The organism is Haloferax sulfurifontis ATCC BAA-897, assembly GCF_000337835.1.
GTDB classification, from domain to species: Archaea; Halobacteriota; Halobacteria; order Halobacteriales; family Haloferacaceae; genus Haloferax; species Haloferax denitrificans.
The window spans coordinates 63,026-77,015 of the sequence record NZ_AOLM01000024.1 but is presented as its reverse complement, the minus strand read 5'-3'; the positions used below and the strand labels follow the sequence as shown (position 1 = coordinate 77,015).

Sequence of the window (13,990 nt, the reverse complement as noted above, 5' to 3'; positions counted from 1 at the left end):
CGTTCCCGCGAATAGACCTTCGTTATTTTTATAGGGGTACATCGATAGGTACACGTATGTCACAAGATGGCAATAACGTCTCGCGGCGTCGGTTCCTGACGGCCGCGGGGACCGCTGCAGCGACGGCCGCGCTCGCGGGTTGTTCCGGCGGCGGCGGCGAGGACACCACCACCGAGTCGGGCGAGACGACCGGCGAGGGCGAGACGGACCAGACCGAGCAGACCGAAGACGACGGTTCGGCGTCGGTCCTTCGCTACGGTCGCGGCAGTCACTCGCCGACGCTCGACTTCCAGAACAGCACGAGCGGCGAGGTCGCCAAGGTGACCGAACAGCTCTACGACACGCTCATCAACTTCGAGCCGGGGCAGTCCACGCTGACGCAGGGGCTCGCCACCGAGTACTCCCTCGAGGGCCAGTCGGCCTCCATCACGCTCCGCGAGGGCGTGATGTTCCACAACGGCGAGGAGTTCACGGCGGAGGACTTCGTGGCGACGTATCGCCGCTTCGTCGACAGCGACTACGAGTACTACGCCGGCGACGACTACGTCTCGGCGTACGGGCCGTTCACCCTCGGCTCGTGGATCGACGAGATTCAGGTCGACGGCGACTACTCGATGACGATTCAGCTGACCCAGTCGTACGCGCCGTTCCTGCGTAACCTGGCGATGTTCGCGGCGGCGGTCCACTCCCTCGCCGCAATCGAGGAGTACGGCACCGACCTCAGTTCGAACCCCGTGGGCACGGGTCCGTTCCAGCTGAGCAATCTCGACGACGCGAACGAACTCATCCGCCTCGAAGCCAACCCCGACTACTGGGGCGACGGGCCGAACGTGGACGAGGTCGTCTTCGTCACCATCGGCCAGAACTCGACGCGCGCCCAGTCGCTCGCGTCGGGCGAACTCGACATCATCGACGGGCTCGGCGCGCAGTCGTCCGTTCAGGTCGAGAACGCCAGCAACGCGAACCTCGTCCGCACCGAGGGAATCAACATCGGCTACATGGCGTTCAACATGGCGAGCCGCGAGGAGTTCCGCGACCGCCGCGTCCGGCAGGCCGTCAGCCACGCCATCAACACCGAGGCCATCGTCAACGAGATTTACTCGGGCTTCGCGACGCAGGCGAGCCAGCCGCTCCCGCCGAACGTCCTCGGTCACAACGACGACATCGACCCGTACCCGTACGACCCCGAAGAGGCCCAGCGCCTCCTCGAAGAGGCCGGCTACGGCGACGGCTTCTCGTTCGAACTGGCGACGTTCCAGAACCCCCGCGGCTACAACCCGTCGCCGATCCAGACCGCCGAGACCGTCGCGTCCAACCTCGGCGACGTCGGCATCGAGGTCGACATCAACCAGCAGTCGTTCGGTCCGTTCCTCGAATACACCGCCCAGGGCCGCCACGACGCGTGTTTCCTCGGCTGGTACACCGACAACGCCGACCCGGACAACTTCATGTACGTCCTCCTGCACCCGCAGGTAGAGGAGGGCGAACTCACGGAGGGACAGGACTGGGTCAGCTTCGACGCCGAAGGCTACAACACCAGTAACCGCTCGGCGTGGGCGAACCGCGAGTACATGGACCTCGTCGAACAGGGTCAGAGCACCTACGACGAGGCCGAGCGCGAGTCGCTGTACAACGAGGCGAACCAGATCGCACACGACGAGGCCCCGTGGGTCTACCTCGACTACGCGGACGAGCTTCGCGGCGTCTCCAACCGTGTCAGCGGGTTCCAGGTCGCCGCCATCAGCGGTCCGTACCTCAACCTCGTCAGCCTGAACTGAGGCACTGACCGCGCTTCGACTTTCATGATTTCCACACGATTCGTACTCAAGCGGCTGCTGTTGCTCGTCCCCGTACTGGTGGGAGTGGCGTCGCTCGTCTTCTCCATCCTGCATCTCTCGCCGGGCGACCCGGCGCTCACCATCGCGGGCGAGCGCGCCAGCGAGGAGTTCGTCCGGCAGGTCGAAGAGAGCCTCGGCCTGAACGACCCAATCTGGGTGCAGTACGGGCGCTTCCTCGCCGACGCCGCGCAGTTCCAGTTCGGCGAGTCCTTCATCATCCAGCGGAACACCCCGGTCCGCGAGGTGCTCGCCAACAAACTGCCGGTCACGCTCGAACTCGCTCTCTACGGCCAGCTTATCGGTATCTCGCTGGGCATCCCGCTCGGCATCCTGAGCGCCGTCAAGCAGGACAGCATCACGGACCACCTGACCCGCATCGGCGCGCTCGCCGGCATCAGCGTGCCCATCTTCTGGAGCGGTCCGCTTCTCATCCTGCTGTTCGCGCAGATGCTCGGATGGCTCCCGACGAGCGGCCGCATCTCGGTCCTCTACAACGTCGAGGCCATCCGGGTGACGGGGCTCGTCACGATTGACACGCTCCTCGCGGGCAACTGGGACATGTTCGTCTCCGCGGTCCGCCACATGATTCTCCCGGCGTCGGTCATCGGCGTCTACTCGATGGCGCTCATCTCCCGGATGATGCGCTCGTCGATGCTGGAGGTCATCCGGCAGGACTACATGCGGACCGCCCGCGCGAAGGGCCAAGGCGCGAAGATAACGGTCCTGAAACACGGCTTCCGCAACGCGATGATTCCCGTCATCACGGTCATCGGCATCCAGTTCGGTGGCCTGCTCGGCGGCGCAGTACTCACGGAGACGGTGTTCGCCATCGGCGGCATCGGGACGCTCCTGGTCGAGGCCATCAAGGTCGGCGACTACCCCATCGTGCAGGGGACGGTCCTGACGTTCGCGTTCCTGTTCACGCTGGTCAACCTCGGCGTCGACGTCACCTACTCCGTCCTTGACCCGAGGATCGAACAATGAGCACGGAAACCACGACCACGAACGAGACGTCGACCGAGGTCGACCAGCGCGGGCTCGTCGACCGCCTCACGGCGTCGCCGTTCGTCTCCCGCCTGCTGTCGAACCGCCTCGCGCTCGCCGGCATCGCCATCATCGTGGCGATGGTGGTCATCGCGCTGTACGCGCGGCTGTTCTTGGACCTCGACGTCATCACGCAGTCGCAACTCGGGACGAACCCGAACCGCGCGCCGCCGAGTCTCGACTTCCCCTTCGGGACCGACGGACAGGCCCGGAGCCTCCTGCCGCGGGTGGCGTACGGCGCGTGGTACGCGATGCTGTTCGGCACTGTCACGGTCGCCGCCTCGACCGTCCTCGGCGTCGGCCTCGGCATCGTCGCGGCCTACTACGGCGACGTGACCGACAACGTCATCATGCGGACGATGGACGTGCTTCTCGCGTTCCCGTCGCTCCTCTTGGCGCTGGCGCTCGTCGCCATCTTCCCCGACGACCTCGGGCTGTGGCGGGCGGTCGCCGCGCTGACGCTCGTCTACACGCCGCGGTTCGCCCGCGTCGTCCGCGGGGCCGCGCTGACCGTGCTCGAAAACGAGTACATCGACGCGACGGTCGCGCTCGGCGCGGCCGACCCGCGCGTGCTGGTTCGGCACGTCCTGCCGAACTGTCTCGCGCCCATCACGGTCCAGAGCACGCTCAACTTCGGGCTGGCCATCATCGACCTCGCGGCGCTGTCGTTCCTCGGCTTCGGTGCCGCGGCCGGCACGCCCTCGTGGGGCCTCATGCTCTCGAACGGCGTGAGTCAGGGCCTGCTCACCGGCGTCTGGTGGTGGTCGTTCTTCCCCGGATTCTTCCTCGCGCTCACCGTGCTGGGGTTCAATCTCCTCGGCGACGGCATGCGCGACGCGCTCGACCCGCGAATGCGCGAAGCGGTCGACTGACCGCCCGTGTCAGCGCCACCGGAGCCGGGGGACGCAGACGCGCGTCCCGCGCTCGAACGGGCGGCGGTTCGGTTCCGCCTCGTCGGCACCGCGGCCCTCGCGGGCGCGCTCGTCGCCGCCGTCTGGCTGGCCGCTCGGCTGGTCGTCGGTGACTTCTCGGCGAGCGTCGAGACGACGTTCGCGCTCGGCTCGCTCGCGTTCGGGTTCGGCCTCCTCGGGTGGTCCGGGGCGGTCGCACTCGGCCGCGGCATCGAGTCGATGCAGGCGCACCTCGACACCGGAACGGGCTGGACGGAAGCGGACGCTCGGCGGGCGATGGCCCGGATTCTCGGGTTCGGACTCGGCGTGATGCTCGGGGCGACGGCGGTCGGTTCCGCCGTCGCTGTGTTCGTCGCCGCCGCCTGAGTCGGCCGAACGAAGACTCGGCGTCAGGCCTTCGGCAGTCGAAGCTCGATAACCGTCCCGTGCGGCTCGTTGTCCACGATTTCCATCGAGCCGTTGCTGTTCGTCACGGCCCAGCGGACGAACCAGAGCCCGAGCCCGTTCGTGTGCCGAAGCGGCGACTCCCGACCGGAGTTGAGCGATTCGCGTTCGAGCGACGGAATCCCCGGTCCGTCGTCGGCGACGCGGATGACGACCTGCTCCGGGCCGTCGTCCTCGCTGACCGAGAGCTCGATTTGGACCTCGTCGCCGCCGTAGACGACCGCGTTGTCGATGAGTTCGTTCACCGCGAGTTCGAACGTCTCGTGGGCGCACGCTCGCGTGTCCGCCGGCGAGTCGACGGTGATGGTCGCGTCGGGGTAGCTGAGCCGAGCGCCCTCGACCACGTTGCGGACGCAGTCGGCGACGTTCTGCGGTCGCACTCGCTCTGTCACGTCGGGGTCGAGCGCGGAGCTGAACTTCCGGGCCGTCTCGGCGAGCGAGAGCAGTTCGCTCGTCGCCCGCTCGATCGCCGCCGCCGACTCGCGCACGTCGCCGTCGTCGGTCCGCTCCAGCACCATCGTCGCGTGCGCCTGCGCGATGTTCATCTTGTTCCGGAGGTTGTGTCTGATGACGCGGTCGAGGACCGAGAGCCGGCGTTCGTGCTCTTGGAGTTCGGTCACGTCGCGGCCGACGCAGACGATGCCCTCGAACTCGTCCTCCGAAGACTTCGCCGCGATAGTCGTCTGAAACCGTCGCTCCGCGCCGTCTCGGTCGACGACGACCGTCTCCATGGTCTCTTTGTCGCTGTCGCCCGCGAGAAGCGACGCGATGGACTCCAACAGCGCTTGCGAGTGGTGCTCGCCGAACACCGTCGAGACGTGTTCGCCGACGAGGTCGTCGGGGTCGCGGCCCAGCAGATCGGCGGTCGCACTGTTCGCGAGGACGAACCGGAGGTTGTCGTCCAGCGTGTAAATCGGGTCCGCGGTCGTCTCGACGATGCGCTCGTAGCGTTCGAGTTCTCTCGACCGGGCCTTCCGCTCGGTGATGTCTTGGACGGTTCCCCGGAAGACGGGGCCGTCGGTTTCCGGCGTCGTGACGCCGCGGACGTTCACCCAACGCACCCCGCCGTCCGTCGTCACCAGCCGGCACTCGACCGACTGCTCTTCGCCGGTCGCAACGAGGCGCTCGAACGCCGCTCTAGCCTCGGGTTCGTCTTCGGAATGGTAGAACGAAAACGCCTCTTCGAGGTCGAACGTCTCGCCCGAGTCGACGCCGACGAGTTCGGCGAGCCCGCTCGTGAACAGGACGTCTCCGGTCCGTGTGTTGACCTCCCACGCACCGACCGAGGCGATTCTCTGGCTCTGGTCGAACAGGTCGAGCAATCGCTCGCGCTCGCGCACCTGTTGCTTCTGTGCTGTCACGTCCTCGATGGCGGCGATCACGCCGATTCGCTCCCCGTCGCTTCCGGTCAGGGGGGCGGCGTTGACGACGAGCCATCGGCGCTCGTCGGCGACGTCGATGCCGTGTTCGTAGCCACTGACTATCTCGCCGGTCTCTCTCACCCGGTCGAAGGGGAGGTCCTCGCGGCCGAGCGGGTCCCCCCGCTCGTCGACGAGGTCCCACTCGGGCGCGTCGTACGGCTGTCCGAGTACGACCGACCGCCGCAGACCGAGAATCCCCTGGGCCGCCTCGTTGGCGCGCACGATGACCTCGTCTTCGTTGAGGACCGCGATGCCGACCGGGCTCGTCTCGAAGAGCTGTTTGAGCGTCTGCGTCTCGTGGACGAGTTGGTTCCTGAGCGCGTGGCGGACGGTCGCGTCGGTCTGGAACCCGACGAAGTGGGTGAGTTCGCCGTCGTCGTACACCGGCGATATCTTCAGTTCGTTCCAGAACGGCGTCCCGTCCTTCCGGTAGTTGGTGAGGCTGACCGTGGCGCTCTCACCGCTTTCGACCGCCTCGCGAAGCGTCTCGACCGGCTCGGAGTCGGTTTCGGCCCCCTGCAGGAACCGGCAGTTCCGGCCGATGGCCTCCTGTCGGTCGTAGCCGGTCATCTCCTCGAAGGCGTCGTTGACGTACGTGAGCGGTTGGTCGCCGTCGGCCTCGGTGATGGTGATGCCGACGGTCGCGCCGTCCATCGCGCGGCGGTACAGCGCGAGTTGGAGCGACTGCCGTCGGGTCTGGAGGAGCGACTCGACCCGCGACCGGATGACCGCGCTCGGCGCGGGCACCGCGAGCACGTCGTCTGGGACGTCGCTGAGGCGTCGCGCGGCGACGCGCTGTTCGTCTTGTTCGACCGTCAACACGACTGGCACGAAGCGGTCGCCCGCGTCCGATTTGCGCGCTTCGAGGTCGGCGGTGACGGCGGGGTAGGTCGCCATGTCGACGATACAGAGGTCGAACTCCGGGAGTGGGGGTCCGTCCTCGCGGCCGCGCTCCCAGACGACGACCTCGTACGCGTCGAGGAGGTCCGCCAGTAGCTCGCGGTCGCGAGCGCCGCGAACTGCGAGGAGTATCCGTTCCTCGCCGGACGCGTCACGCGCGGAACGTGCTCCGTTCCGGGACGCGTCTTCGTTCACGGTCACTCAGCCTCGTTCCACGTCGGCGTCCCCGTGAGGATGCCTCGAAGCCCGTCGAGCGGTTCGCCGACGGTGATGCCGTCCGTCCCGATTTCGAACGACCGGAGCGTCGGCTCGAAGCCCCCGAACCGCTTTTTGAGGACGCCGACGGCCTTGCGAATCTCGCCGCGAACCTCGATGTAGCGAATGAACAGGATGTTGTCCGCGAGGTAGCTCACGTGGTTGTCCGAGGCGTGGAACGCGCCGGTGACCTGCTGTACCTCCTCGGTCAACACGACCGTGACGCCCATGTTCTTGAGGTACCGCGCCAGCGCGTGGAGTTCGCGGCGGATGTCGCTTCGCTCGTCGGTGAGGCTGAGTTGGTAGCCGGCGGTGCCGTCTATCAGCACGAATTTCGTGTCGTTGGCCTCGACCTCGGCGCGAACCCGCTGGGCGAACTCGTCGGTCGAAAGCGAGAGTGGTTCGACCGCGTCGACCCGGAGGTCACCCGCCTCGACGAGGTCGTCTATCGGGATGCCGATGGACTCAGAGCGGTGTCGGAAGCTCCGTTTGCTTTCCTCGAAGAGGTAGATTGCGGCGCGCTCGCCGCGTTCGGCCGTCGCCCGCGCGAACGAGGCCCCGGTGGTGGACTTGCCGACGCCGCTCGGGCCGCTGACGAGCGTGATGCTCCCCCGCTCGATGCCGCCGCCGAGCAGGGCGTCGAGGTCGTCGATGCCCGACGAGAGCGGCTCGATAGTGAACTCGCGGTGGTGCGAGTCGGGGACGAGCCGCGGGAAGACGCGCATCCCGTGACCGCCGTCGATTCGCATGCCGTGCGGCCCCGCCTGAGAGTCCGACCCGCGGAACTTCTCGATGCGGACCGACCGCCCCGAATCGGACCGAGACAGCGATATCGAGCTGTCACAGAGGTACGCGAGCGTCTCGTCGGTGTCGCCGCTCGACGGCTGGCTCGTGAACAGCGTCGTCGCACCCGACCGCTTGAGGTAGCTCAGGAGCGACGAGACGAGCCGGCGGAACTGGTATCTGTCCGACGAGAGGCGACCGAGTTGGCTCAGCGGGTCGATGACGACTCTGTCGGGGTCGTGTTCCTCGATTGCCTCCCGGAGTTCGTTCGCCGTCGACTTCCCTTCGACCTCGCCCGGCGACAGCATCGTGTAGGCCTCGTCGTCGAGGAACGCCTCGGGCGACGGCCCCAAGTCGAGAATCGGAACCTCCGAGAGGTCGAATCCGAGCGTCTCGGCGTTCGCCCGGAGGTCGGCGTCCGACTCCTCGAAGGAGATGAAAAGCACGTCCTCGTCGTTTTCGCGTCCGGCGGTCAGGAAGTGGTAGCCGACGATGGTCTTTCCCGCCCCCGATTCCCCGCGGACCATGTACGTCCGGTTCGGCACCAGCCCGCCGTCCAGTACCGCGTCGAGCCCGGATATTCCCGTGGAGAGCCGCGGGGGGAAATTCGTCATGCTCTACACATCTGTCCGACGGACCAAGAAACTACCACCGTCTCGAACTGCCACGCCCCGGAACAGCACGCCTCAGTGGGGCGTCGGAACGAGAGCGTGCGTTCGGGGAGCCGTGGTGTTCGGCCGGTGAGTGGTGACGTCCGACGAAACTCAGGCGGCCTCGGCCTGCGTCGCGGTCTTTCGAATCTCGTCGAGGACGGAGTCGAGAGCGAGCACGTCGGACAGCGCCTCCATCGCACTGGAGAAGGGGACGTCGAGCGCGTAGCTGTAGTAGTTCCCGCGCGAACCGGTGCGGTTCTCCTCGGCCGAGAGGATGCCGAGCATCCGGAGGTCCGAGAGGTGGTTGTGGACCGACCGCTGGGCGAGCGGGTCGATGCCGGCGGAGTTACACAGCCGGAGGTACTCCTGATAGAGGTCGCGCATCCGACACGGCGTCTCGTCGTGGGCGGCCTTCGAGACGACCGCGAGGAGCGCGAAGTGGCCGTTTTCGGTGAGTTCGCGCATCCCTTCGACGACGCGCTCCTGTTCGAGTTTCTGCCGGGCGATGTCGACGTGGTCGAGCGTGATTCGCTCGTCGTCTTTGTTCTCGGCGTGTTCGCCCGCCAGCCGCAGGAGGTCCAGCGCCTGTCGCGCGCTCCCGCTGTCGCGGGCGGCGAGCGCCGCACAGAGGTTGAGCACGCCCTCCTCGCAGGCGTCCTCGGCGATGGCGACCTCCGCGCGCGATTCGAGGATGTTCTGGAGCTCGGGCGCTTGGTACGGCGGGAAGTGGAGTTCGCGCTCGCAGAGGGTGTCCTGCACGCGCGGGTCGAGCTGGTCGTGGAACTTGAAGTCGTTCGAGATGCCGATGAGGCCGACCTTGGCGTCTTCGAGTTTCCCGTTCGACCGCGCCCGCGGGAGTTCGTAGAGGAGTTCGTCGCGGTCGCCGATGGAGTCGACTTCGTCGAGGACGATGAGCACCGTCCCGCCCACGTCGTCCAGCTCCTGAAACAGCTTCTTGAAGACGGTCTGTTGGGGGTAGCCGGTCGAGCTAATCTCCGCGCCCGGCGGTCGAAGCTCGTTGACGAGTTCGACCGCCACCTGGTACGAGGAGTTGAGCGTCTTGCAGTTGATGGAGATGACGCTGAGGTCCACGTCGTCGTACTGCGAGACGTCTTCGAGGAGCATTTCGAGGAGGAACTCGGTGACCGCGGTCTTTCCCACGCCGGTGTTGCCGTACAGGAAGACGTTGTTCGGCTCCCAGCCGTCGACGACCGGTTGGAGCGCGTCCATGTACTCCGAAATCTCGTCGTCGCGCTCCTCGATGCGCTCGGGCTTGTAGGACTCCCCGAGGGCGTCCTTGTTGGTGAAGACGTTTTGTTTTCGCTCGAACCGGCGCATTAGCGTCGGTCCGTTGTAGCGTCCCCTTATTTAAAACCCCGATTTCATCTGATTCATGTGAATTGCGGCGGTGGTATCGGTGGGTGATGGGCGGCGTGTTCGGTCGGGACCGGTGTCTTCCGGATGGCTCTTGCTACCGTATACCGTGGCTCACGTGAACTCGTTTGAACAGACACACACCACTGTTACAAGTGAACGAGAGTACGCGAGAGTGACTAGTAGAACAACAGAGCACGCGTTCAACTAAAGCGCTGACATGTATCAATGCTCAGGAGGCGAGTCTCGTTCGCCCGTGTCTGCTGTGGTCGACGCGCAGACGACCTGAAACGTGCCGAATCACCTGCAACGGTGGTGGGTGACGAGGGACGAGTCGCGCTCGCGGTTCACTTGCACCGGTGCTCTCCCCACGCGGTTGCCGATGCCACCCCCCCTCGCGGCGTCACCGCGCTTCACGTGCAACGGTGGTGTCTGTGTGTCTTCTCCGCCCCTCGTTCTCGCCGTCGATTCACTTGTAAACGTGGTGTGTGGGTGTCGAGCCTCGACTTTCGTCCGCGTACCTCCGGGCGGTTCACTTGTATGGGTGGTCTGTCTCGTCTCCTTCGAGTGGTTACTATCCCACAATCTGAGTGATTTCAAGGATCTGAAGTGAGAGAAGTGCCACAACGCCCAAAACGACAGCCCAGAATCCTATGTCGCCGACCTCGAAGTCGGATGGAGAGCCAGTAATCATCTCGTATACGGATGCACTCACCAGTCCTATTCCAGCGATGCTACCCAAAATGATTGGCAGGCTTGTGCTCCCGTCGGCGAGAGCGGAGACCGATTCGATTGCGAAGACTGCACCATATATCGCCAGGAGTGCGTTAAATATGTAAAACCGTTCCATGCGGTAGTAGTGATGAAGTATTAACATAAATCGCGAGGCCGAGTGTGTGACCGACGCGCGCGCTGTATTCAGCACGGCCTCAACAAGCTAGCCGCGGTTGAGGAGTTCAACAGCACCATCCGGTTCGGTCGGAGACCGAGGTGACGCCGTTCGCCCACCGACGACCGCTCCGTCCCTCGAAATGTCTTTACCTCGTATACTGTTACCTATCAGCGTGGACCGTTCCGCCCTCCGCGCACTCGCACTCGCCCTCCTCGCGGTCGTCGCCCTCTCGGTCGTCGCCGCCACCATCGACTCGACCGTCGTCACCAGCGGCGGCCCGATAGGCTTCGGTGGCGGCGAGACCGGCGGCGCAGTCACCGGAGACACAGACCGGACCGGCGTCCAACCGACCGGCGGTTCGTCCGGCAGTCTCAGCATCCCGACGCCGTGTCTCCCGTGGTTGCTCTCGCCCGGAATCCTCGCGGCCGTCGCCCTCGTCTTCGCCCTCCTCGGCGTGTACGTCTACCGCGAGACCGGTTCTCTGCTCCCGCCGCTCGCCATCTACGCGGCGGTCGGGCCGCCGGTCGTCCTGCTTTTCGCCCTCCTCACGGCGTGTCGCCGCGAGTCCTCGTTTTCGTCTCGCGCCGCGGCCGCCGCGCGGAACGTCTCGTTTCTCCCCGCCGGTGGCGGTGGCAGTCTCGGCGGTGGTGGCGCGGCCCAGAGCGTTTCACCGCCGACGGTGCTGTTCGGCCTCCTCCTCGCGGTCGCACTCGTCGTCGCGGTTTTCATGCTCGTGACGGGGACCGGCGACTCGCCCGAGGCCGACGGCGAAGCCGCCCCCGTCGACGAGGACGAAGGGCCGGACGTCGCCGCGGTCGGGCGGGCCGCCGGGGCCGCGGCCCAGCGCATCGAGGACGGCGACGCGGACGTGGAAAACGAGGTGTTCCGCGCGTGGGGCGAGATGACCGCGCTCCTCGACGTGCCGAACCGCCGCGCCGCGACGCCCGCCGAGTTCGCCGACTCGGCCGTCGACGCCGGCATGGACCGCGACGACGTGAGCGCCCTGACGACGTTGTTCGAGGAAGTTCGCTACGGCGGCTTCGAGGCGACGCCGGAGCGAGAACGCCGGGCGGTCGACGCGCTCAGGAACATCGAAGACGCCTACGCCGAGTCGGCGGAGGGCGACCGATGACGCTCGCACGCCGGCTGTTCGTGTTCGTCGGCGTCGTCGCCACGGTCGCCGGGTTCGCGGTCATCGCCGGCGTCTCGCTCGGCCTCGAACTGACGGACGTCTTCCTCGGCCTCGTCGCGGCGCTCGCGGCGTTGCAGGGCCTTCGGTACGTCCAACACCGCCGCGACACGACCCCGAACACCACGGTCACCGGCGACCCGGAAGCGCGGATTTCGGTCCCGGTTCCCGGTTCCGACTTCGACGACGACCTCGTGTCGGCGGCGGGTCGGCGAACCCGCTGGGCCGCCCGCGAGCGGGTCGTCGACCGCCTCGAAACCCGGGCCAAGGGGGCGCTCGTCGCCCGCGGCGGTCACGCTCCCGAGGAAGCGGCCGCGCTCCTCAAAACCGGCGGGTGGACCGACGACCCGGTCGCCGCGCGATTTCTCGGCGCGTCTGTCTCGGTTCCGCTTCGACAGCGCGTCCGACTCCTGCTGTCCGGTCAGTCGTCGCTTTCCGACCGCGCCGAACGGACCGTCGCCGCGATAGAGCGAGTCGGCACCGCCGACGACCCCGCGGGTGAGCGCCGATGAGTCGCGGCTTCGACACCGACCGCTGGACCGGCCTCGACGGTCTCGTCCTCGTCGCGGCCGCCGCCGGCGTGTTCACCCGCGAGCCGTCGCTCCTCCTCGCGGCCGGCCTCGGCGTCGTCGTCCTCGCCTACGTCCGGGTCGCGGCGATTCCCGAGGTGTCGCTCCGCGTCGAGCGCGACCTCTCGGACGCGACGCCCGACCCCGACGACGAGGTCGAAGTCACGCTCCGCGTCACCAACGAGGGGCCACGGACGCTGTTCGACCTCCGCGTCGTCGACGGCGTGCCGCCGGCGCTCGGCGTCGCCGACGGTTCCGCCCGACTGGGGACGGCGCTCCGGCCGGGGGCGACCGCCACCGCGACCTACACCGTCACGGCCGTCCGCGGCGAGCACGCGTGGGGCGAGACGGTCGTCGTCGTCCGCGACCCGAGCGGGGCCGTCGAGTCCCGCGAGACGGTCGACGCCGAGACGACGCTCCGGTGTGAGCCGGAACTCGCCGCGACCGCCGACCTGCCGCTCCGCGGCCTCACCTCGAAGTACGCCGGGCGCGTCGAGACCGACGTGCCGGGGTCGGGACTGGAGTTCGCCTCCATCCGCGAGTACCGCCACGGCGACCCGATTCGGCGCATCGACTGGAACCGCCGCGCCCGCACTGGCGAACTCGCCACGGTGGAGTTCAGAGAGGAGCGCGCCGCGGCCGTCGTGCTCGTCGTCGACACCCGCGCGGAGGCGCACGTCGCCCCCGACGACGGGGCCGAGACCGCGGTCGAGCGCTCCGTGGACGCCGCGAGCGTCGCCTTCTCGGCGCTCCTCGACGGCGGCGACAGCGTCGGCGTCGCGGCGTTCGGTCCCGACGAGTGCTGGCTCGCCCCCTCGTCGGGCGTCGACCACCGCGCCCGCGCCCGCCGGTTGTTCGCCACGCATCCGGCGTTCGCGCCGACGCCGCCGGACGGGGCGTTCTTCGCCTCCGTCGCTCTCAGACGGCTCCGTCGTCGACTCGCCAGCGACGCGCAGGTCGTCTTCTGCTCGCCGCTCGTGGACGACTACGCGGTCTCGGTCGCCCGTCGGTTGGAGGCCTACGGCCACGCCGTGACGGTCGTCTCGCCGAACCCGACGACGACCGCGACCGTCGGCGCGCGACTCGCGCGCATCGAGCGCGACCTGCGGCTCCGCGAACTCCGGCGGAGCGGCGTCCGCGTGGTGGACTGGAGTGACGAACCGCTCGGCGTCGCGCTCGCGCGGGCCGAAGCGGGGTGGTCGCGGTGAGCGAAATCACCCGCAAACCGACCCGGACGGGGACCGCGATGGCGCTGTCGGCCGCCGGATTCGCCATCCTCGCGCTCGGCTTTACCACGTCGACGGCGGCGGTCGGCGGCCTCGCCGCGACGGTCGCGCTCGCCGCCGGACTGGTCCGGGGTTCGCGGCGCATCGTCGACGCCGCGGGCGGGCTGTTCTTCCTCTCGCTCCTCTTTGCGGGCGCGAGCGGGGCCGGGACGGAGGCGCTGTTGCTCGCCGCGGTCGGGTCGATACTCGCGTGGGACCTCGCCGACAACGCGCGCTCCGTCGGCGACCACCTCGGCCGCGAGACCGACACGCTCCGGCTCGAACTCGTCCACGCGGCGGCGACGCTCGTCGTGCTCGCGGTCGGCGCGGCCGTCGTCTACGGCGCTGACCGGGCGGCCGCCGGCGGCCAGCCAATCACGGCCGTCGTCTTACTGCTGGTCGGCGTCGTCGCGCTCGTGGCGGTCGTCACGCGCTGAGCGGCCGTCCGCGTT

Annotated in this window: 12 protein-coding genes; 8 read left to right on the top strand and 4 right to left on the bottom strand. The window is 67.7% G+C overall.

Translation table 11 applies throughout. The features are described 5' to 3' along the window. The first annotated feature begins 56 nt into the window (after window positions 1-56). Genes C441_RS14585 through C441_RS14570 form a run of 4 tightly spaced genes read left to right on the top strand, consistent with a single transcriptional unit; the run spans window position 57 to window position 4,159 of the window. Window positions 57-1,778 (top strand): ABC transporter substrate-binding protein, encoded by a 1,722-nt coding sequence (locus C441_RS14585; protein ID WP_007275768.1) that lies wholly within the window; start codon window positions 57-59, stop codon window positions 1,776-1,778. 24 nt (window positions 1,779-1,802) lie between these two features. Beyond that, window positions 1,803-2,822 carry an ABC transporter permease gene (locus C441_RS14580; protein ID WP_007275767.1) on the top strand — a complete coding sequence of 340 codons (1,020 nt, stop codon included), beginning with the start codon at window positions 1,803-1,805 and terminating at the stop codon, window positions 2,820-2,822. Further along, on the top strand, window positions 2,819-3,754 hold the full coding sequence (locus C441_RS14575; protein ID WP_007275766.1) for an ABC transporter permease: 936 nt from the start codon (window positions 2,819-2,821) through the stop codon (window positions 3,752-3,754). Before C441_RS14580 ends, C441_RS14575 begins: the two co-directional genes overlap by 4 nt. Window positions 3,755-3,760: 6 nt before the next feature. Then, window positions 3,761-4,159 carry a DUF7268 family protein gene (locus C441_RS14570; protein WP_007275765.1) on the top strand — a complete coding sequence of 133 codons (399 nt, stop codon included), beginning with the start codon at window positions 3,761-3,763 and terminating at the stop codon, window positions 4,157-4,159. 23 nt (window positions 4,160-4,182) lie between these two features. Here the strand turns inward: C441_RS14570 and C441_RS14565 are convergent, their stop codons facing one another. The 4 genes from C441_RS14565 to C441_RS14550 all read right to left on the bottom strand — a co-directional run bounded on the left by C441_RS14565 (window position 4,183) and on the right by C441_RS14550 (window position 10,473). Next, on the bottom strand, window positions 4,183-6,759 hold the full coding sequence (locus tag C441_RS14565; RefSeq protein ID WP_007275764.1) for a PAS domain S-box protein: 2,577 nt from the start codon (window positions 6,757-6,759) through the stop codon (window positions 4,183-4,185). Next, on the bottom strand, window positions 6,756-8,210 hold the full coding sequence (locus C441_RS14560) for an ATPase domain-containing protein (RefSeq protein WP_007275763.1): 1,455 nt from the start codon (window positions 8,208-8,210) through the stop codon (window positions 6,756-6,758). Before C441_RS14560 ends, C441_RS14565 begins: the two co-directional genes overlap by 4 nt. A gap of 150 nt (window positions 8,211-8,360) precedes the next feature. Next, window positions 8,361-9,587, bottom strand: a complete 1,227-nt coding sequence (locus C441_RS14555) for an orc1/cdc6 family replication initiation protein (protein ID WP_004065096.1) — start codon at window positions 9,585-9,587, stop codon at window positions 8,361-8,363. Between the two features lie 610 nt (window positions 9,588-10,197). Further along, entirely contained in the window at window positions 10,198-10,473 is a 276-nt protein-coding gene (locus C441_RS14550) for a hypothetical protein (protein WP_049920615.1), read from the bottom strand. A 214-nt stretch (window positions 10,474-10,687) separates the two neighbouring features. On the opposite strand from C441_RS14550, the gene C441_RS14545 reads away from it, so the two are divergent. Genes C441_RS14545 through C441_RS14530 form a run of 4 tightly spaced genes read left to right on the top strand, consistent with a single transcriptional unit; the run spans window position 10,688 to window position 13,975 of the window. Beyond that, window positions 10,688-11,647, top strand: a complete 960-nt coding sequence (locus tag C441_RS14545) for a DUF4129 domain-containing protein (RefSeq protein ID WP_007275761.1) — start codon at window positions 10,688-10,690, stop codon at window positions 11,645-11,647. After that, window positions 11,644-12,216, top strand: coding sequence for a DUF7269 family protein (locus tag C441_RS14540; protein WP_007275760.1), 573 nt, complete (start codon window positions 11,644-11,646; stop codon window positions 12,214-12,216). Before C441_RS14545 ends, C441_RS14540 begins: the two co-directional genes overlap by 4 nt. Then, on the top strand, window positions 12,213-13,481 hold the full coding sequence (locus C441_RS14535) for a DUF58 domain-containing protein (protein ID WP_007275759.1): 1,269 nt from the start codon (window positions 12,213-12,215) through the stop codon (window positions 13,479-13,481). The genes C441_RS14540 and C441_RS14535 overlap by 4 nt, the downstream gene beginning before the upstream one ends. Further along, window positions 13,469-13,975: a DUF7519 family protein gene (locus C441_RS14530; protein ID WP_007275758.1), complete on the top strand. Its 507-nt coding sequence runs from the start codon at window positions 13,469-13,471 to the stop codon at window positions 13,973-13,975. Before C441_RS14535 ends, C441_RS14530 begins: the two co-directional genes overlap by 13 nt. Window positions 13,976-13,990: the final 15 nt, after the last annotated feature.